The organism is Paraburkholderia sp. WS6 (assembly GCF_030464835.1).
Lineage (GTDB): Bacteria > Pseudomonadota > Gammaproteobacteria > Burkholderiales > Burkholderiaceae > Paraburkholderia > Paraburkholderia madseniana.
This window is the reverse complement of record NZ_JALQCK010000006.1, coordinates 80,491-95,356: the sequence shown is the minus strand read 5'-3', so window position 1 is coordinate 95,356 and position 14,866 is coordinate 80,491. Positions and strand designations below refer to the sequence as shown.

The 14,866-nt window shown below is 63.3% G+C and carries 13 protein-coding genes; 7 read left to right on the top strand and 6 right to left on the bottom strand.

Features of this window, described 5'->3' with window-relative positions; genetic code table 11:
- Nucleotides 1–236 precede the first annotated feature (236 nt).
- Nucleotides 237–515: a hypothetical protein gene (locus tag M0D64_RS09560; RefSeq protein WP_266241312.1), complete on the bottom strand. Its 279-nt coding sequence runs from the start codon at nucleotides 513–515 to the stop codon at nucleotides 237–239.
- A gap of 468 nt (nucleotides 516–983) precedes the next feature.
- On the opposite strand from M0D64_RS09560, the gene M0D64_RS09555 reads away from it, so the two are divergent.
- From M0D64_RS09555 to M0D64_RS09545, 3 genes are all read left to right on the top strand, one after another.
- Nucleotides 984–2,045 (top strand): sigma-54-dependent Fis family transcriptional regulator, encoded by a 1,062-nt coding sequence (locus tag M0D64_RS09555; RefSeq protein ID WP_266257427.1) that lies wholly within the window; start codon nucleotides 984–986, stop codon nucleotides 2,043–2,045.
- 391 nt (nucleotides 2,046–2,436) lie between these two features.
- Nucleotides 2,437–3,033: a hypothetical protein gene (locus tag M0D64_RS09550; protein WP_171925004.1), complete on the top strand. Its 597-nt coding sequence runs from the start codon at nucleotides 2,437–2,439 to the stop codon at nucleotides 3,031–3,033.
- A gap of 8 nt (nucleotides 3,034–3,041) precedes the next feature.
- Nucleotides 3,042–3,650, top strand: a complete 609-nt coding sequence (locus M0D64_RS09545) for a hypothetical protein (RefSeq protein ID WP_233464762.1) — start codon at nucleotides 3,042–3,044, stop codon at nucleotides 3,648–3,650.
- Between the two features lie 61 nt (nucleotides 3,651–3,711).
- Here the strand turns inward: M0D64_RS09545 and M0D64_RS09540 are convergent, their stop codons facing one another.
- Both M0D64_RS09540 and M0D64_RS09535 read right to left on the bottom strand, forming a co-directional pair.
- Nucleotides 3,712–5,058 carry an AAA-associated domain-containing protein gene (locus tag M0D64_RS09540; protein WP_093643836.1) on the bottom strand — a complete coding sequence of 449 codons (1,347 nt, stop codon included), beginning with the start codon at nucleotides 5,056–5,058 and terminating at the stop codon, nucleotides 3,712–3,714.
- A gap of 19 nt (nucleotides 5,059–5,077) precedes the next feature.
- Nucleotides 5,078–6,829: an ABC transporter permease subunit gene (locus M0D64_RS09535; RefSeq protein ID WP_154558957.1), complete on the bottom strand. Its 1,752-nt coding sequence runs from the start codon at nucleotides 6,827–6,829 to the stop codon at nucleotides 5,078–5,080.
- A gap of 724 nt (nucleotides 6,830–7,553) precedes the next feature.
- Between M0D64_RS09535 and M0D64_RS09530 the strand changes: the two genes are divergently transcribed.
- Together M0D64_RS09530 and M0D64_RS09525 are read left to right on the top strand one after the other, a co-directional pair.
- Nucleotides 7,554–9,245 carry a sensor domain-containing diguanylate cyclase gene (locus tag M0D64_RS09530; RefSeq protein WP_266257425.1) on the top strand — a complete coding sequence of 564 codons (1,692 nt, stop codon included), beginning with the start codon at nucleotides 7,554–7,556 and terminating at the stop codon, nucleotides 9,243–9,245.
- Between the two features lie 185 nt (nucleotides 9,246–9,430).
- Nucleotides 9,431–9,697 carry a hypothetical protein gene (locus M0D64_RS09525; RefSeq protein WP_054035057.1) on the top strand — a complete coding sequence of 89 codons (267 nt, stop codon included), beginning with the start codon at nucleotides 9,431–9,433 and terminating at the stop codon, nucleotides 9,695–9,697.
- Nucleotides 9,698–9,833: 136 nt separating this feature from the next.
- Here the strand turns inward: M0D64_RS09525 and M0D64_RS09520 are convergent, their stop codons facing one another.
- Together M0D64_RS09520 and M0D64_RS09515 are read right to left on the bottom strand one after the other, a co-directional pair.
- Nucleotides 9,834–11,153 (bottom strand): ATP-binding protein, encoded by a 1,320-nt coding sequence (locus M0D64_RS09520; protein WP_266257424.1) that lies wholly within the window; start codon nucleotides 11,151–11,153, stop codon nucleotides 9,834–9,836.
- Nucleotides 11,137–11,862 (bottom strand): response regulator, encoded by a 726-nt coding sequence (locus tag M0D64_RS09515; protein WP_054035058.1) that lies wholly within the window; start codon nucleotides 11,860–11,862, stop codon nucleotides 11,137–11,139. Before M0D64_RS09515 ends, M0D64_RS09520 begins: the two co-directional genes overlap by 17 nt.
- Before the next feature lie 219 nt (nucleotides 11,863–12,081).
- Here M0D64_RS09515 and M0D64_RS09510 point away from each other — a divergent pair, with 219 nt between their 5' ends.
- Entirely contained in the window at nucleotides 12,082–12,609 is a 528-nt protein-coding gene (locus M0D64_RS09510; RefSeq protein WP_266257423.1) for a periplasmic heavy metal sensor, read from the top strand.
- 212 nt (nucleotides 12,610–12,821) lie between these two features.
- Here the strand turns inward: M0D64_RS09510 and M0D64_RS09505 are convergent, their stop codons facing one another.
- A complete protein-coding gene (locus tag M0D64_RS09505) occupies nucleotides 12,822–13,532 on the bottom strand; it encodes a pirin family protein (RefSeq protein ID WP_266257422.1) in 711 nt (236 codons plus the stop codon).
- 368 nt (nucleotides 13,533–13,900) lie between these two features.
- On the opposite strand from M0D64_RS09505, the gene M0D64_RS09500 reads away from it, so the two are divergent.
- Complete coding sequence (locus tag M0D64_RS09500) at nucleotides 13,901–14,677, top strand: ABC transporter substrate-binding protein (RefSeq protein ID WP_266257421.1); 777 nt, start codon at nucleotides 13,901–13,903, stop codon at nucleotides 14,675–14,677.
- The last annotated feature ends 189 nt before the right edge of the window (nucleotides 14,678–14,866 follow it).

The following is a 14,866-nucleotide window of genomic DNA, read 5'->3' as shown; positions in this document are numbered from 1 at the left end:
TGCGCCGCGTGCGCGTTCTGATGTGAGCACACGCTAACGTTCCGCGACAGTGCCGAACCCCTGACTTGATTCAATATCGCAACAATCAGCGGCAAAATCCCCCGTCATTGCGCGACATTGTTGTCTATTTATCTATTATACGGCTTTATCGAGACAAATTTGAAACGCGTGCCAGGTGCCGCTTGTCGAAGCGGCACGCAGGCGCAGCGGCGCACGCAAGGTCAACATCGTGGCCCTCAGCCACGCGGAAACGGCCATGCGTCGCCCTGGCGGTTCGGATGTGCCGAGCCATTTGCGCCATGCGCGGTGTCAGGCGTAGACGGACCAGTCCTCGCCGCGCTCACGCTGCCGGACGGCGCAGCCGACGTCGCCACCGTGCCGCCCTCGCCTTCCCAGCGGCTCAGTTCACGCGCCGCCTGAGCCTGCGCGGCACGGTTCCGCTGCATATGTCGCACAGCCAGAAACCCACCGAGGGCCACCAGCGCGCCGAAGATGCCAATTTTAGGTCGTGCCATCGTGAACTCTCCTTGCTATCGTCAAGCGGATCGGCGTCGCGCACCGCGCGTTAGTGAGCGCTGGAAACGCCAAGCCGGAAGCCGGCGCCCGCGGCATACCGATCGAGTGCCACGGTTGCGCCGCACGTAGCGCTTCGCGTCCTGTTTCCGGCACGAGCGACCGATCGGAGAACCGCGTCCGCCGCTAGCGCGCTTTGAACAGAGCCGCCCAAAAGCACACGTATGTCTAGTCCATGCCGCAAACGTCGTGCCCGGTAAATTCACCGCTCTTATTCTATGCCGGTAGGGGCTCAGGCACTTCTGACCAGGCGTGCGCCGGCCTATTTCGCCGACCGTCACATGGATTGCCGGAAGCCGCGTCAAAGTGGTTAAATCGAATTTCTGTGAGATAGTGGCCGCACGGGTCCGTCTTGCCCCAAGGCCTGCGCGCCGCAACACCGAACCCCATTTGCACAGGACTCCCCGTTTATGGCGTCAATCGAGCTGGACTCGCCCGCCGTCTCCGCCGGCGGCAAAGCTTCGGCACAGGCGAAGCAGCGCGTCGCGGACGGCATCGCGGGACTGAAATCGTACGGGCTGCTATATGGCTCGTCGCCGGTGATGCTCGATCTGTACGAACAGATCGAACGCGTCGCCAGCACCGACGCGACCGCGCTGATCATCGGCGAATCCGGCACGGGCAAGGAACTGATCGCCCGCACGATTCACGATCAAAGCAGCCGCAAGGACGCACCGTTCGTCGCCGTGAACTGCGGCGCGATTCCGGACGAACTCATCGAAGCCGAATTGTTCGGCCACGAAAAAGGCAGCTTCACCGGCGCGGTCCAGGCCCGCGTCGGCTACTTCGAACATGCGAACGGCGGCACGCTGTTTCTCGACGAAATCACTGAAATGGCGCCGGTGCGCCAGGTCAAGCTCTTGCGCGCGCTCGAGACCGGCACGTTTTTTCGGGTCGGCGGCAACGAATTGATTAGTGGTGACGTACGCGTGATCGCAGCGACGAATCGCGACCCCGCGGTAGCGGTGAAGGAAAACGGTCTGCGTGAAGACCTGATGTACCGGCTCGCGGTTTTCCCGTTGCGCGCGCCGCCCTTGCGCGAGCGTGAAAACGATCGCGAACTGCTCGCGCAACACTTCCTCGCCTTGCTGAATCAGCAGGAAAGCACGAGCAAGAGTTTTAGCAAACGGTCGATCGAAACACTGCGAACCTGGTCGTGGCCGGGCAACGTGCGCGAGTTGAAGAACGCGGTGTATCGCGCGTTCATTCTCGCGGAGAAGACGGTCGAGCTGCCACATCCGCATCTCGCATCGCGCGTGAAAAAGCCCGTGACGCAGGGCGATGCAATGAGCGTGTGGATCGGCACGCCGCTCGCCGATGCGCAAAAGCAGATCATTCTCGGCACGCTCAAGTATTGCGGCGGCGACAAACGGCGGGCTGCCAAAGCACTCGGCGTGAGTCTGAAAACGCTCTACAACCGCCTGAGCGCATACGGCGGTGACGAAGGCTCGGACGAAGAAACCGAGCAATAAGCCGTGCCAGGCGCTCACGCGGTTCGTTCGCGTGAGCAGGTGTTTTCTGTGTGCTCGCCGTCTGTTTTTTGCGCATTCCCTGTGCGCGTGCTGTCCAGGCCCCTCTCTGCTGCAACGGCACTTTTTGCGCACCTCTCATCTCATAATTAATCCCTTCGCACCACCAATCAAATCGGCTTCTTCCCAGCAGAAACCAATTTGACTCGCACCATCTTTTGCAATTGCTTGCACTTTCCCACTGCCAATTACAAATGGCATCCTGCAAAATGCGGCAGCGCACGGCGCAACGATAAGGAAGACGTGCCTTTCGCTCACGCACCGTCGACACACGCGAAACACATGTGTGAACGGTGCGTGTGCGAAAGGCACTTGCAGGAGCAGAGACAGGGAAATGCAAAAAAGTATGGTGTGGGTCGAATGGGCAAAGCGAACAGCCAACGCGTCCAAGGCGGCAACATGTGGACGTCCGAATACAACGGCGCTCGTCGCATTAGCCGTGGCGATCACGTCGGCGTTGAGCGGCTGTAGTTCGCTCTACTCGGAAGGCGCCACCGCCGGCGCCGGTATCGCGGGCGCCGCGCTCGCGGCCAAGGTCACCAGCAATGCGGCAGTCGCTACCGGCATCGGTCTCGGCGCGCTGGCCGCGGCCCGCGCCGGCGTGCAGTACTCGGAACGCGTGGTCCACAAGAATACGCAGGACGGCATCGCCAAAATCGCCGGGCCGCTCGACGTCGGCGCAATCGCACCGTGGAGCGTGACTCACTCCGTGCCGATCGAAGACGACGAACACGGCCGTGTCACCGTGAGCCGCACGATCAGCGCCGGCGCACTCGACTGCAAGGAAATCGTCTTCTCGGTCGATCAGACCGCCACCAAGAATGTGCCGGCGAGCAGCGCGTTCTACGTCGCGTCGATCTGCCGCGACGGCGACAACTGGAAATGGGCGTCGGCCGAACCCGCTACCGAACGCTGGGGCGCGCTGCAATGAAGGCGCTGATGCTTCCACGCCCCTGGAATGAACACGCACTGTCTGAGCCAGCGCTCGTCGATGACGCGCGTACCGCTCTGGTTCCGCGCACGCCTGCGGCGGCGCTCTCCGGCAACCGGCTGCGGCTCGTGCTGGCCGGTGCGATCTGCGTCGGCGCAAGTCTGCTGACGAGCGGCTGCTCGTCCGTCGGCGCGGCGAGCGGTGCCGCGGCCGGTGTCGCGTCAGGCCTCGTGACCTCCAACCCGGCAGTCGGCATCGGCGTCGGCATCGCCGTGCAGGCCGCGACCGACGAAGCTGTCGGCCGCTACATGCGCACCATGCACACCGATCAGCAGAATTTGATCGCCGCGCTGGCGGGTGCCATGCCGGTCGGCGAGACGCGGCCTTGGGCGGTCAAGCACACGTTGCCGATCGAGAACGGCCACGGCCAGGTGCGCGTGACGCGCGCGTTCAGCTCAGCGCTCGCGCTGTGCAAGGATTTCGTGTTCTCGGTTCAGGACGGCGACGGCCCGAACGCGCACGAAGACTGGTACACGGCGAGCGCGTGCCGGCAGGACAAGGGCTGGAAGTGGGCGTCGGCGGAACCGGCAGTCGAGCGCTGGGGCGCTCTGCAATAAAAAACGGCAGGGTCTCCCCTGCCGCTTTTTGCCTGAAGCGTCTTAATCGACTCAACCGGGTTTAAGACTCCACGTCTTCCAGACTGAAAATTTCCGTCTGGTCGTTGTACGAGAAGATCTCGCCATAACGGCCCCAGTTGATCACTGCGTCGAGCGTCTCTTCCGCGGCGCTGTCCGACAGAAAATCCTCCAGCTCCTGCTCGAAACGCACGCGCGGTGCACGATGCCCCGGCCGTTCGTTCAACACCTTCTTGATTCGCGCGGCGAGCGGCACGTGGCGCAGCAGATGTTCCGCGAACATCATCTTCCGCTCCTGGGTGCCGAATTCGGAGAACACGCGCGCCGGCGGCGTCAGGAAAATATCCCCTTCGCGGATGTCGGCAAAGCCCAGGTGCTGCAGCACTTCGGCGACCGGGAACAGATCGTCCACCTCCAGATGCAGCGAACGGGCGATTTCCGGCATGTCGGCACGGCCGTGGTACGGTGCGGCGGCCAGCGTTTCGATCAGACCGGCCATCAGGTTGGTCGACACGTGCGGCAGCCAGCTATGCAGCTCGAGGCCCTTCTTGGTCTTTTCGTCAGTCTGGCGCGCGGTCATCTTCGCGTAAATGTCGTCGACCAGCCGGCGAAACGCCGGGTCCAGACGGTTACGCGGATGCTTGAACGGCACCTTGATCTCGGCGATCACACGGCCCGGATTCGACGACAGCACCAGAATCCGGTCGCACATGAACACCGCTTCCTCGATGTTGTGCGTGACGATCAGCACGGCCTTGATCGGCATGCGGCCTTGCGTCCACAGGTCGAGCAGGTCGGTACGCAGCGTTTCGGCGGTCAGCACGTCGAGCGCGGAGAACGGCTCGTCCATCAGCAGCAACGTGGGGTCGACCACCAGCGCGCGCGCAAAGCCGACGCGCTGACGCATGCCGCCCGACAACTCGCGCGGATACGCGTTTTCGAAACCGTCGAGACCGATCAGGTCGATCGCCGCCAGCGCGCGCGTACGGCGATCACTCGCGCCGACGCCTTGTGCTTCGAGTCCCGCTTCCACGTTTTGCAGCACGGTCAGCCACGGGAACAGCGCGAAGGTCTGGAACACCATCGCCACACCCTTGGCCGGGCCGTCGAGCGGCTTGCCCATATACGTGACTTCGCCGTCGGTCGGCTCGATCAGACCAGCGATGATGCGCAACAGCGTCGATTTGCCCGAGCCCGATCGGCCCAGCAACCCGACGATCTCCCCTTCGCGCAACGACAGATTCGCGTCGTCGAGGACGAGCAGCTCTCCCTGCGACTTGTTGAACCCGCGGCACACGTCCTTGACGCGCAGAATCTCCTCACCGAGGCGCGGCGGCATCGGCGGGGTCTGGATCGGCGCGGCGGTCATAGCAGCTTTAGGATTTTGCATCGCGTTTAGCCTTTAATTCTCAATCTAGCCGGAGCTTCGCTTCGGCGTAGGCGAACATCGGACGCCACAGCAGGCGGTTGAACAGGGTTACGAACAGGGACATCACGGCGATGCCCACAATGATCTTCGGATAGTCGCCTGCTGCGGTGGTCTGCGCGATGTAAGCGCCCAAGCCATGCGCGGCAACCTTGGTGTCGCCCCACTGAACGAATTCCGCGACGATGCTGGCGTTCCACGCGCCGCCCGACGCGGTGATCGCGCCAGTCACGTAATAAGGGAAAATGCCCGGCAGCATCGCCTGACGCCACCATTGCCAGCCGCGAATATGGAAGTTCTTGGCCGCTTCCCGGTAGTCGTTCGGATACGAACTCGCACCGGCAATCACGTTGAACAGGATATACCACTGTGTGCCGAGCACGATCAGCGGCGACAGCCAGATGTCCGGGTTCAGATGAAAGCGCACGATGGCGATGACGAACACCGGGAACAGCAGGTTCGCCGGGAACGCGGCGAGGAACTGCGCAATCGGCTGCACCTTCTCGGCCAGCGCCGGCCGCAGGCCGATCAGCACGCCGATCGGCACCCAGATCACCGAAGCGATCGCGATCAGCACCACCACCCGCAGCAGCGTGATCAGCCCCAGTACGAGCACGTGCCAGACTTCGTCGAGCGACACGCCGGTTCGCACGTACGCGATCACGCGGTACACAACATAGACCGTGGCGAGCAACACCACGGCCGCCCAGACAATGTCGCCGATGCGCGAAGTCTTCTCGCGCTGCGGAATCTGGAAACGCGGGCCGCCAAACGCAGGCAACGTGAAGTTGACGCGCGCGGCCTTGGCGAACATCCAGCCGAGCGGCACCAGCAGACGGTGAATCAGATGGGTGCGGCGGATCAGGTCGAGCAGCCACGATTCCGGCGCATTGCCTGAGCTGGTGGTTTCCATGCGGAATTTATCGGCCCACGCAACCAACGGGCGGAACATGAACTGGTCGTACGCAAGAATCACGACCGTCATGGCAAGGATCACCCAGCCGATTGCGTGCAGATTCTTGTCGGAAATCGCCTGCGCGAGATAAGCGCCGATCCCCGGCAGGGTGATCGTATTGTTGCCGACTGTGATGGCTTCGGACGCGACCACGAAAAACCAGCCGCCCGACATCGACATCATCATGTTCCAGATGAGGCCCGGCATCGAGAACGGCACTTCGAGTTTCCAGAAGCGCTGCCATGAAGTCAGATGAAAGCCGCGCGACACTTCGTCCAGATCGCGCGGCACCGTGCGCAGCGACTGGTAGAAGCTGAACGTCATATTCCACGCCTGGCTCGTGAAGATCGCGAAGATCGCCGCCAGCTCGGCGCCGAGCACGCGGCCCGGGAACAGCGCGAGGAAGAACGTGACCGTAAACGAAATGTAGCCAAGCACCGGCACCGACTGCAGGATGTCGAGAATCGGCACCAGCACCATGCCCGCGCGGCGGCTCTTGGCAGCCAGCGTGCCGTACACCAGCGTGAAGGTCAGCGAGGCGACCATCGCCGCCAGCATGCGCAGCGTGGTGCGCATGGCGTACTCGGGCAGATTCGACGCGTCAAGCGAGATCGCCTGAGTCTTGAGCGTCGACATCGGCGCCAGCGTCTCGTGAAAGCCGATCGCCGCCATCGCAATGATGCAGATGATCAGCGGAAAGGCGACGAAGTCCCAGCGATTGGGTAACACCCGCCATGCCGAGGCATTGGCGGTGCGCTTCAGGTTGAAGCTGAAATCCATCAGACGCTCTCCCTATTCATACAGGTATTCAAACGCACGCAGGGGGCCGCGGCTTCGGCGCGGCAGTCTGTAGATCGGTCCAGACAGCGGAAATCAGGCATGGCAAAACGCATGTGCGCGGTGAATCGTTAGCGTTGGAGACACGTGGACCGGTGACGGACAGGTCCGTGGGCAAGCCCGCCCGGGACCGCAACCGTCAAGCCGGGCTCCTGTCGCCGCAGGCGCCGCCCGAAGGCTGGCGGGCTTTCCTTGTTTTGGACGGCACGACACTACACCATCCTATGTTTCAGGCACAACCTTTCACGGCAAATAGCAATAAATAGCGTCGAATGCCCCGGCGACCGCCTCCGGCCAGGGACGGTGAGGCGTGTGCAGCGAGCCATCTACTGCCGTGCGCCAGCCACTTTCCCCGCAATCGCTAGCGCGGCGCGGATCGGGTTTCAAACACCTGTTAAACCCGCGCAGCCATTCAGAAAGCTGATGCGCTGCCGTTAAGAACCTGATGGGCAAAGCGGACGTACTTCGCATTCCCGCAATAACGGTGGCGTCAGGCCCCATGACGGTTAAAATCAAGAAACGGCACGTCTCTTTGCGGTTTTGCCGGCCCACAACGCGGCCCACACCGAGGGCGTATCGCCAGCCGCTTCCACAGGGGCGAAACAGCGCCGGGGCGCTGCCACGAATGAGCCAGTTGCATGTCACAGCCAGACGAATCAGAGGGTCGATGAACAGGACAACCTTGCGCCAGGCAACCGGACCGATCAGCTTCGTGCTGATCGTGCTCGTTTGCTGGTTCGTGGCCGGCATGGTCGCGGACCGGATGGTACAGCAAGAGCTGGACGCGGCTTTGCGCACGCAACGCCAGATGTCCACGTCGATCGTCGACAACATGGCGGAGGTGATCGCCAGCGACCTCGCCATGTCTCGGGCCATCCCCGCAACCATGGCCGAAATGGACGTGGTCCAGCACGCGCTGGTGCAATCGCAGAATTATGCCGCGAACGGCGCAGCGGCGGAACCCGCTCTGCGCGCCGCGTTGCTAAAAGACCAGCAGATGCTGGCCGTGAGCAATTTCCTGCACGACGCGCAAGGTTTCTCCGGGCTCGACCAGGTCTGGCTCGTCAACGCCAACGGCATCTGCGTCGCATCCAGCAACTCCGTCAATCGACCGCTTGCCGCGGAGCACTCCTTCGTCGGCGCCGATATGCGCACGCGCGGCTACCTGACGAATGCCCTGCTCGGCGCGTTTTCGGAAGCCTATGGCGTCGGCCGCCAGAGCGGCGAGCCGGGCATCTTCATCGCGGCGCCGGTGTACGCCGACGGTCTGCTGGTCGGGGTGGTGGTGGCCAAGGTGGGGATCGCGCGGCTGCGCCACTGGGTCGCGCATGCCGGTACCTTCGTCGCCGATGAAAACGGCGTCATCATCATGGCGCACAACAGCGCACTCGAAGGCCACGCGCTACCGAACTCGCACGTCACGCAGATGGGCGCCGCCGAGCGCCTGACCATCTATCGCCGCGAAATCCTCCCCGACATCCAGATTCAGGTCGACACGCGGGTGCGCGAACAAGCGCCCTGGGTGCCCGCAGGTGTCGCCGAACAGCTGTTCGGCATGAGCGAGCAGCCGGCGCCATCGCTGTACCAGGCACGCAGCGGCCTGAACTCGGGGCTGTCGGCGCATCTGGTCGATCCGCTCGCGGCCTGGCCCGAACTGCTGCGCAATCACAAGCGCGACCATCTGCTGGTGTTTCTGACGCTGGCCGGCACCGTCGCGCTCGCGTGGGTCATCACCGTGTCGTACGTACGCGAGCGGCGCCACCATCGCGCCACGCGCGACCTTGCAGAACAATTGCAATCGGCCAACACACTGCTCTCGGCTGAGGCGCGCCACGATGCGCTGACCGGCGCGCTGTCGCGGCGCTACTTCCTCGACCTGCTGCGCCACGAGATCGAACGCGCGCATGCGGGCAATGAGCCGCTGTGCATGGCGATCGCCGACCTCGACCACTTCAAGCAGATCAACGACCGCTTCGGCCACGCCGCCGGCGACCGCGCGCTCGAACATTTCGTCGACACCTGCCGGGCCGAACTGCGCGGCACCGATGCAATCGGCCGGCTGGGCGGTGAAGAATTCGGCTTGCTGCTGCCGGCCACGAATCTGGCCGGCGGCCGCGAAGTCGTCGAACGCTTGCGCCTGCGTCTGAAGGCAATTCCTTCGCCGAAGTTGCCGGCCTCGGTGGGTTTGAGCGTGAGCATCGGCATCACCGAACTCTCGTCCGACGATCTGCCCGAGCGCATCATGAGCCGCGCCGACACGGCGCTTTATGCGGCAAAGACGGGCGGCCGCGACCGCACCGAAGCCCTTCCGCCCGACGACACCGCGCCGCCCGCGCGGACGGTGGTCAACGCCTGGTGACGCCTGCTGACGCCAGGTAATGCGACGGTCGTCTCCGAATTAAATTCGCGCCGTCGCACCGTCGGCGCTCCGATGCGTGCGGCTGCTGATGCAAAGCAAGTCCCGGCCTCGGGCGTCCCGTAACGAAGCAGGTATCATCAACCCTGACATTGAGGTTGCCGCTACCGCTCTAACGGGAGATTCGCATGAAGGGAAATTTGGTCATCGTCTGTCGCGATCAGGATGCTGACGCATTCGACCATCTGCTGGCCGAATATGGCGCGTTCCAGACGCGCTTGTCGTCGACCGCGTGGTATCTGAAGCTGGAGGTCGCGCCGGAACTGATTCAGGAAGAGATACTCACGCGTCTCGGCAAGTACACCACGCACTACATCTTCGAAGCCGAAACGGTAACGTGGAATACGGTGGATGGTGACGCGGCCAATGCGTTGAACACGCTGTTTTCAGACTAGCGCAAAGTTTGCCGGACTCGCATTGCAGACAGCGCATCCGGCATTGCGACCCAGACGCCGCATTCCGAACCTCGCGTTCGGACATCACATTGCGACATATATATAGTGGGGCAGGCGCTTGCCGCCCTTGCCCCGCTCAACCCCAGGCGTTTTCCGACGCCGCCACGACACGCGGCACCACATCGAAGGGAAAGCTCATTGAGACCCGCAAGCCACGGCCGTCGTGATTGCCGATTTCCCACTCCCCACCCGCACGCCGCACCAGACGTTCGACGATCGCAAGCCCCAGCCCGCTATGCCCATTGCCGCCGCGTGCCGGGTCGAGCCGAACGAACGGCCGGCTGGCATTGATCAGGTCCTGCGCGGCGATACCACTGCCGTTGTCGCTCACTGAAAGCGTGAAGCCTTGCGCCGTGCGCGCCGTGGCGACGACGATCGGCGGCGCGCCGTAGGCATGTGCGTTGTCCAACAGGTTCGACAGGATTCGGTCGAGCGTCGCCGCCGGCAGCAGAAAACCCGGCCCTGCATTGAGTTCGGTCTGCACCGTGGGCGCACCGGCAGCGACCGCACGATAACTGCGGACCACGCGCTCGCACTGCCCGTCCACTTCGACCGCTTCGCTGCGATCGGCGCCGTCGTGTGCGAACACCAAAAACTGTTCGACGATATGCGTCATCGAATCGACGTCGCGCACGACGCCGTCACGCATCTTCACTTCTTCCATCATTTCGGCGCGCAGCCGCATGCGCGCCAGCGGCGTTTTCAGATCGTGCGCGACGCCGGCCAGCATGACGGCCCGGTCGTGTTCGGTGCGCGCCACTTCCTGAACCATCTGGTTGAAGCCGTGCGTCAACTGCCGCAACTCGCGCGGACCGCGTTCAGGCACCGGCGGCACCGGCAGGCCGCGGCCAAAGCGCGCCACCGCCTGAGCAAGCGAGCGCAATGGCTGCTGCAGCGCCCACGCCGCAAAAAGCGCCGCCATCACCGCGAACGAAAAGATAATCGCGAGCCATAGCACCGTGCGATCGAGCGAGCGAGGCGTGCGCAGTGGCTGCACCGGCACCACGATCCAACTGCGATCCGTGGTGGCGCGCACCCACAGCGTGGGCGGACGACCAGGCTGGCCGATCCGCACCAGCGTGCCGGTAGGCATGCGATCACGCACGTCCTCGATGAACCGTTCAAGCGGCGCCGGCAGCGCGGTGTTATCCGGCGGTACGTCGGGGCTCGCCGGATCGACCAGCCTGACGCGCGACGGCAAGGGCTGGTCCGGCGTACGGGCGACGTGCTGGCGCACCGCGTCGACGAGAAAGGTGGCTTCCTCGACTGCGTAGCGCGTTTGCAGTTGGCTGCGCTCGAGCCGCATAAGCGCATACCACGCGAAATGCGACAGCAGGAGCACCGCAATAACTAGCAGCGCCAGCCGCCCGAACAGCGAATCAATGGGCCGGCGCATGCTGTTCGCCGTCCGGCACGAACACGTAGCCGCGTCCGCGCACCGTTTGAATGAAGCGCGGCGTGGACGGGTCGGTTTCGAGAATGCGACGCAAACGCCACACCTGTACGTCGATGCCGCGATCGGTGCCGTCGTATTCCGGACCATGCAGCAGTTCGAGCAGGCGCTCACGTGTGAGCGTGCGCATGGGGTGATTGACGAAAATCTTCAGAAGCGCGAATTCGCTGCCTGACAGCGTGAGCGGCTTGTCTTCGAGATGCAGCGTGCGCGACTGGAAATCCAGCGTGAAACGGCCGAAGTTGAACGGCTCGCGCTGCTCCGGCGCCGCCGCCGACGGCAGCGTGCGGCGGCGCCGCAGCACCGCCTGCACGCGCGCCAACAGCTCGCGCGGGTTGAACGGCTTGCCGAGATAGTCGTCCGCGCCGAGCTCCAGCCCGACGATGCGGTCCACGTCGTCAGCACGTGCGGTCAGCATGATCACAGGGATGTCGTCGCCCGACGCGCGCAGCTTGCGCAACGCGGTGAGCCCGTCCACGCCCGGCATCATCAGATCGAGCACGATCAGATCAGGACGCTCGCGTTCGAGCCTGCGCTCGAGCGTGCCCGCGTCGTGCAGCACCGAAACTTCGATGCCCTGACGGGCCAGATAGTCGCGTAGCAGATCGCGCAATTCGACGTCGTCGTCGACAACCAGTATTTGAGTAGCCATGGGATGAAGTTTAACGCGCAGCAGGAAGGGTTTTCGATTTCAGACGGCCCGCAAGGGTTACCGGGTGTTACGGTGAAAGGCGTACGTAATGACCCGTAACAGCCGCATCAAGCCACGTAACACAGCGCCGGGCCCAGTTCTCTACGCTGTGACTTACCGAATGCAGGCCGTCCACATTACCGGTTGCATCGTCGGCTATTCCATTACAGGGAGTCTTACATGTCCACCAAAAAAATGTCGCGCGTTCTCGCCGTTGCCGCCACTGCCCTCGCGATTGGCGTGGGCGCTGCCTATGCCGCCCAACCCGCCGATCACGGCGGCCCCGGCGGCTGGCATGGCCACTTCATGAAGGAACTGACGCAACTGCATGACCAGTTGAAGCTGAACGCGGATCAGGAAAAGCAATGGCAAGCCGCGCTCGACACCATGAAACAGAACCATGAGGCCATGCGCGCCAACCATGAACAGATCAAGAACCAGATGAAGGCCGCGCAGCAACAGCCGATTCTGGATCTGAACGCCATGGCTGCCGCGCACCAGCAGGTCGAGCAGAAAGACGCGCAACTGCGTCAGCAAACCACGGACGCGTGGCTCAAGTTCTATAACGGCTTGAACGACCAGCAGAAGACCACCGTCAGCACGGCGCTGAAGCAGCGTTTTGCGAAGATGGAAGCGCGTCACGAGAAGATGCGCGACCGCTGGGAACACAATAAGGGCGCAGCGCCGGCGCCGGCTGCGAATCAGTAAGCGGGTCGACGTAGGCGGAAGGCGGCTGGTGCGGCCGTCGTCCGAACGCAAAAACGCCACGGAAAAACTTCCGTGGCGTTTTTGCGTTGCGTGCGGCTCATGCTTCAAGCCGGGGGACTCGTTGCGCTCGCAACCAGCAACCCTCAACCATCGGGCGATGAATGAACGTCCGGTGATCGGCGCTTACCACACCTATTCGCGCCTATCCGCACTTACCCGTTGAGCGGACCCAGATCGAACAGCAGCACTTCGGCGTTGTCGCCCTTTTCCAGCGTCACAGTATCGGTTTCGCTGAGCTTGGCGGCGTCGCCGGCATGGAGCGCTTCGCCATTCACGGTCAGCGCGCCCCGCGCCACGTGCACATACGCCAGCCGGCCTTTCGGCAACGCAAACGTGGCCTGTTCCGCGCCATCGATCAGCCCCGCGTAAATCGATGCATCCGCGTGAATCGTCACCGAGCCGTCGCGGCCGTCGGGTGAGGCGACCACGCGCAGACGCCCGCGCTTGTCGGCGTCGTCGAAGCGCTTTTCCTCGTAGCCGGGCTGGTCGCCCGCGCGTTGCGGGATCACCCAGATCTGCAAGAGGTGCGCCGGCTCGTCCTGCGATGCATTGAACTCGCTGTGCTGCACGCCCGTGCCGGCGCTCATGCGCTGCACGTCGCCGGGACGGATGGTCGAGCCGTTGCCCATGCTGTCGCGGTGCGCGAGCGCGCCTTCGAGCACATACGTGACGATTTCCATGTCCCGATGGCCGTGCGTGCCGAAGCCCTGGCCGCCGGCGATACGGTCTTCGTTGATCACCCGCAGCGGTCCGAAATGCACGTGTTGCGGGTCGCGGTAGTCGGCAAACGAGAAGCTGTGATACGAGTCGAGCCAGCCGTGATTGGCGTGGCCACGTTCGTCGGAACGGCGAATCTCGATCATGGGGGATCTCCCGGTAAGTAAATAGCGATGCCCAGAATGTATGGGCGCGAAGCGCACTAAACAATCGGCATCGACGCACTGGATCGTTCCATAAATCCGTGCAATCGCCCGCCGGGACCGTCGCGCATGCACAACGCATGCGCCCGCCCACCGGCAGCCGGCGCCGTCCCGCACTGGCGCGCTGCCCCTGATCGGGTAAAATACCGCCCTTTTCAAGACGCGTGGGCGCCGAAGGCGCGCCGGCGGGCCCGAAGCGGCACTTGCACGCGGCGCGACAATTTTGACCGCCTAGAATAGCGACGGCCGGCCACGAGCCGGCGGTCGTCGAGATCGGCACACCACGACGATCAGTTTGATCCAGGAGAAACATGAAGAAGGCCGCACTGTGCGTGGCGCTTGCCGTCATGGCCACCGGCGCCATGGCGAAAGAATGGAAAACCGTGCGCATCGGGGTGGACGCCAGCTACCCGCCGTTCGAATCGAAGGCGGCCAGCGGCCAGGTCGTCGGCTTCGACGTCGATTTGACGAAAGCGCTGTGCGCAAAAATGAACGTCAAGTGCGTGTGGGTCGAGCAGGACCTGGACGGGATCATCCCGGCGTTGAAGGGCAAGAAGTTCGACGCGATCGTGTCATCGCTGACCGTCACGGACAAGCGCCGCGAACAGATCGATTTCTCCGACACGCTGTTCGACGCGCCGGCCCGCATGATCGCCAAAGCCGGATCGCCCCTGCTGCCTACGGCTGAATCGCTGAAGGGCAAGCATGTCGGCGTCGAGCAGGGCTCGACTCAGGAAGCCTACGCCAAGGCGTACTGGGAGCCCAAAGGGGTGACCGTGGTGTCCTACCAGAATCAGGATCAGGTGTACGCCGACGTCGCATCGGGGCGTCTTGACGCCGCGTTGCAGGACGAATTGCAAGCCGACGCCGGGTTCCTGAAGACGCCTCGCGGCAAAGGATTCGCCTGGGCCGGCCCGGAAGTGAAGGACCCCAGGACGATCGGTGAAGGCACGGCCATCGGCCTGCGCAAGGATGACGTCGCGCTGAAAGCGATGTTCAACCAGGCGTTGGCGCAAGTACACCAGGACGGTACGTTCAGGAAGCTGGAAAAGCAGTACTTCGACGTCGATATCTATCCTGGTCGTTGAGTGGGTCATCAACTCGGGGCTCGCCCGCATGGGCTTTCCCGAGGCTTCGTAATACAGTCGCTGATAGCCTCAACAAGCAGTTTCAGAAGCAGCTTCAACCCCGATTCACAACAAGAATCGAAAAGCGCGCTGCAAGACCGGCAACGGCCATGCAGTCATGATTTGCACAGCGGTGCGCTGTGCGCCGCA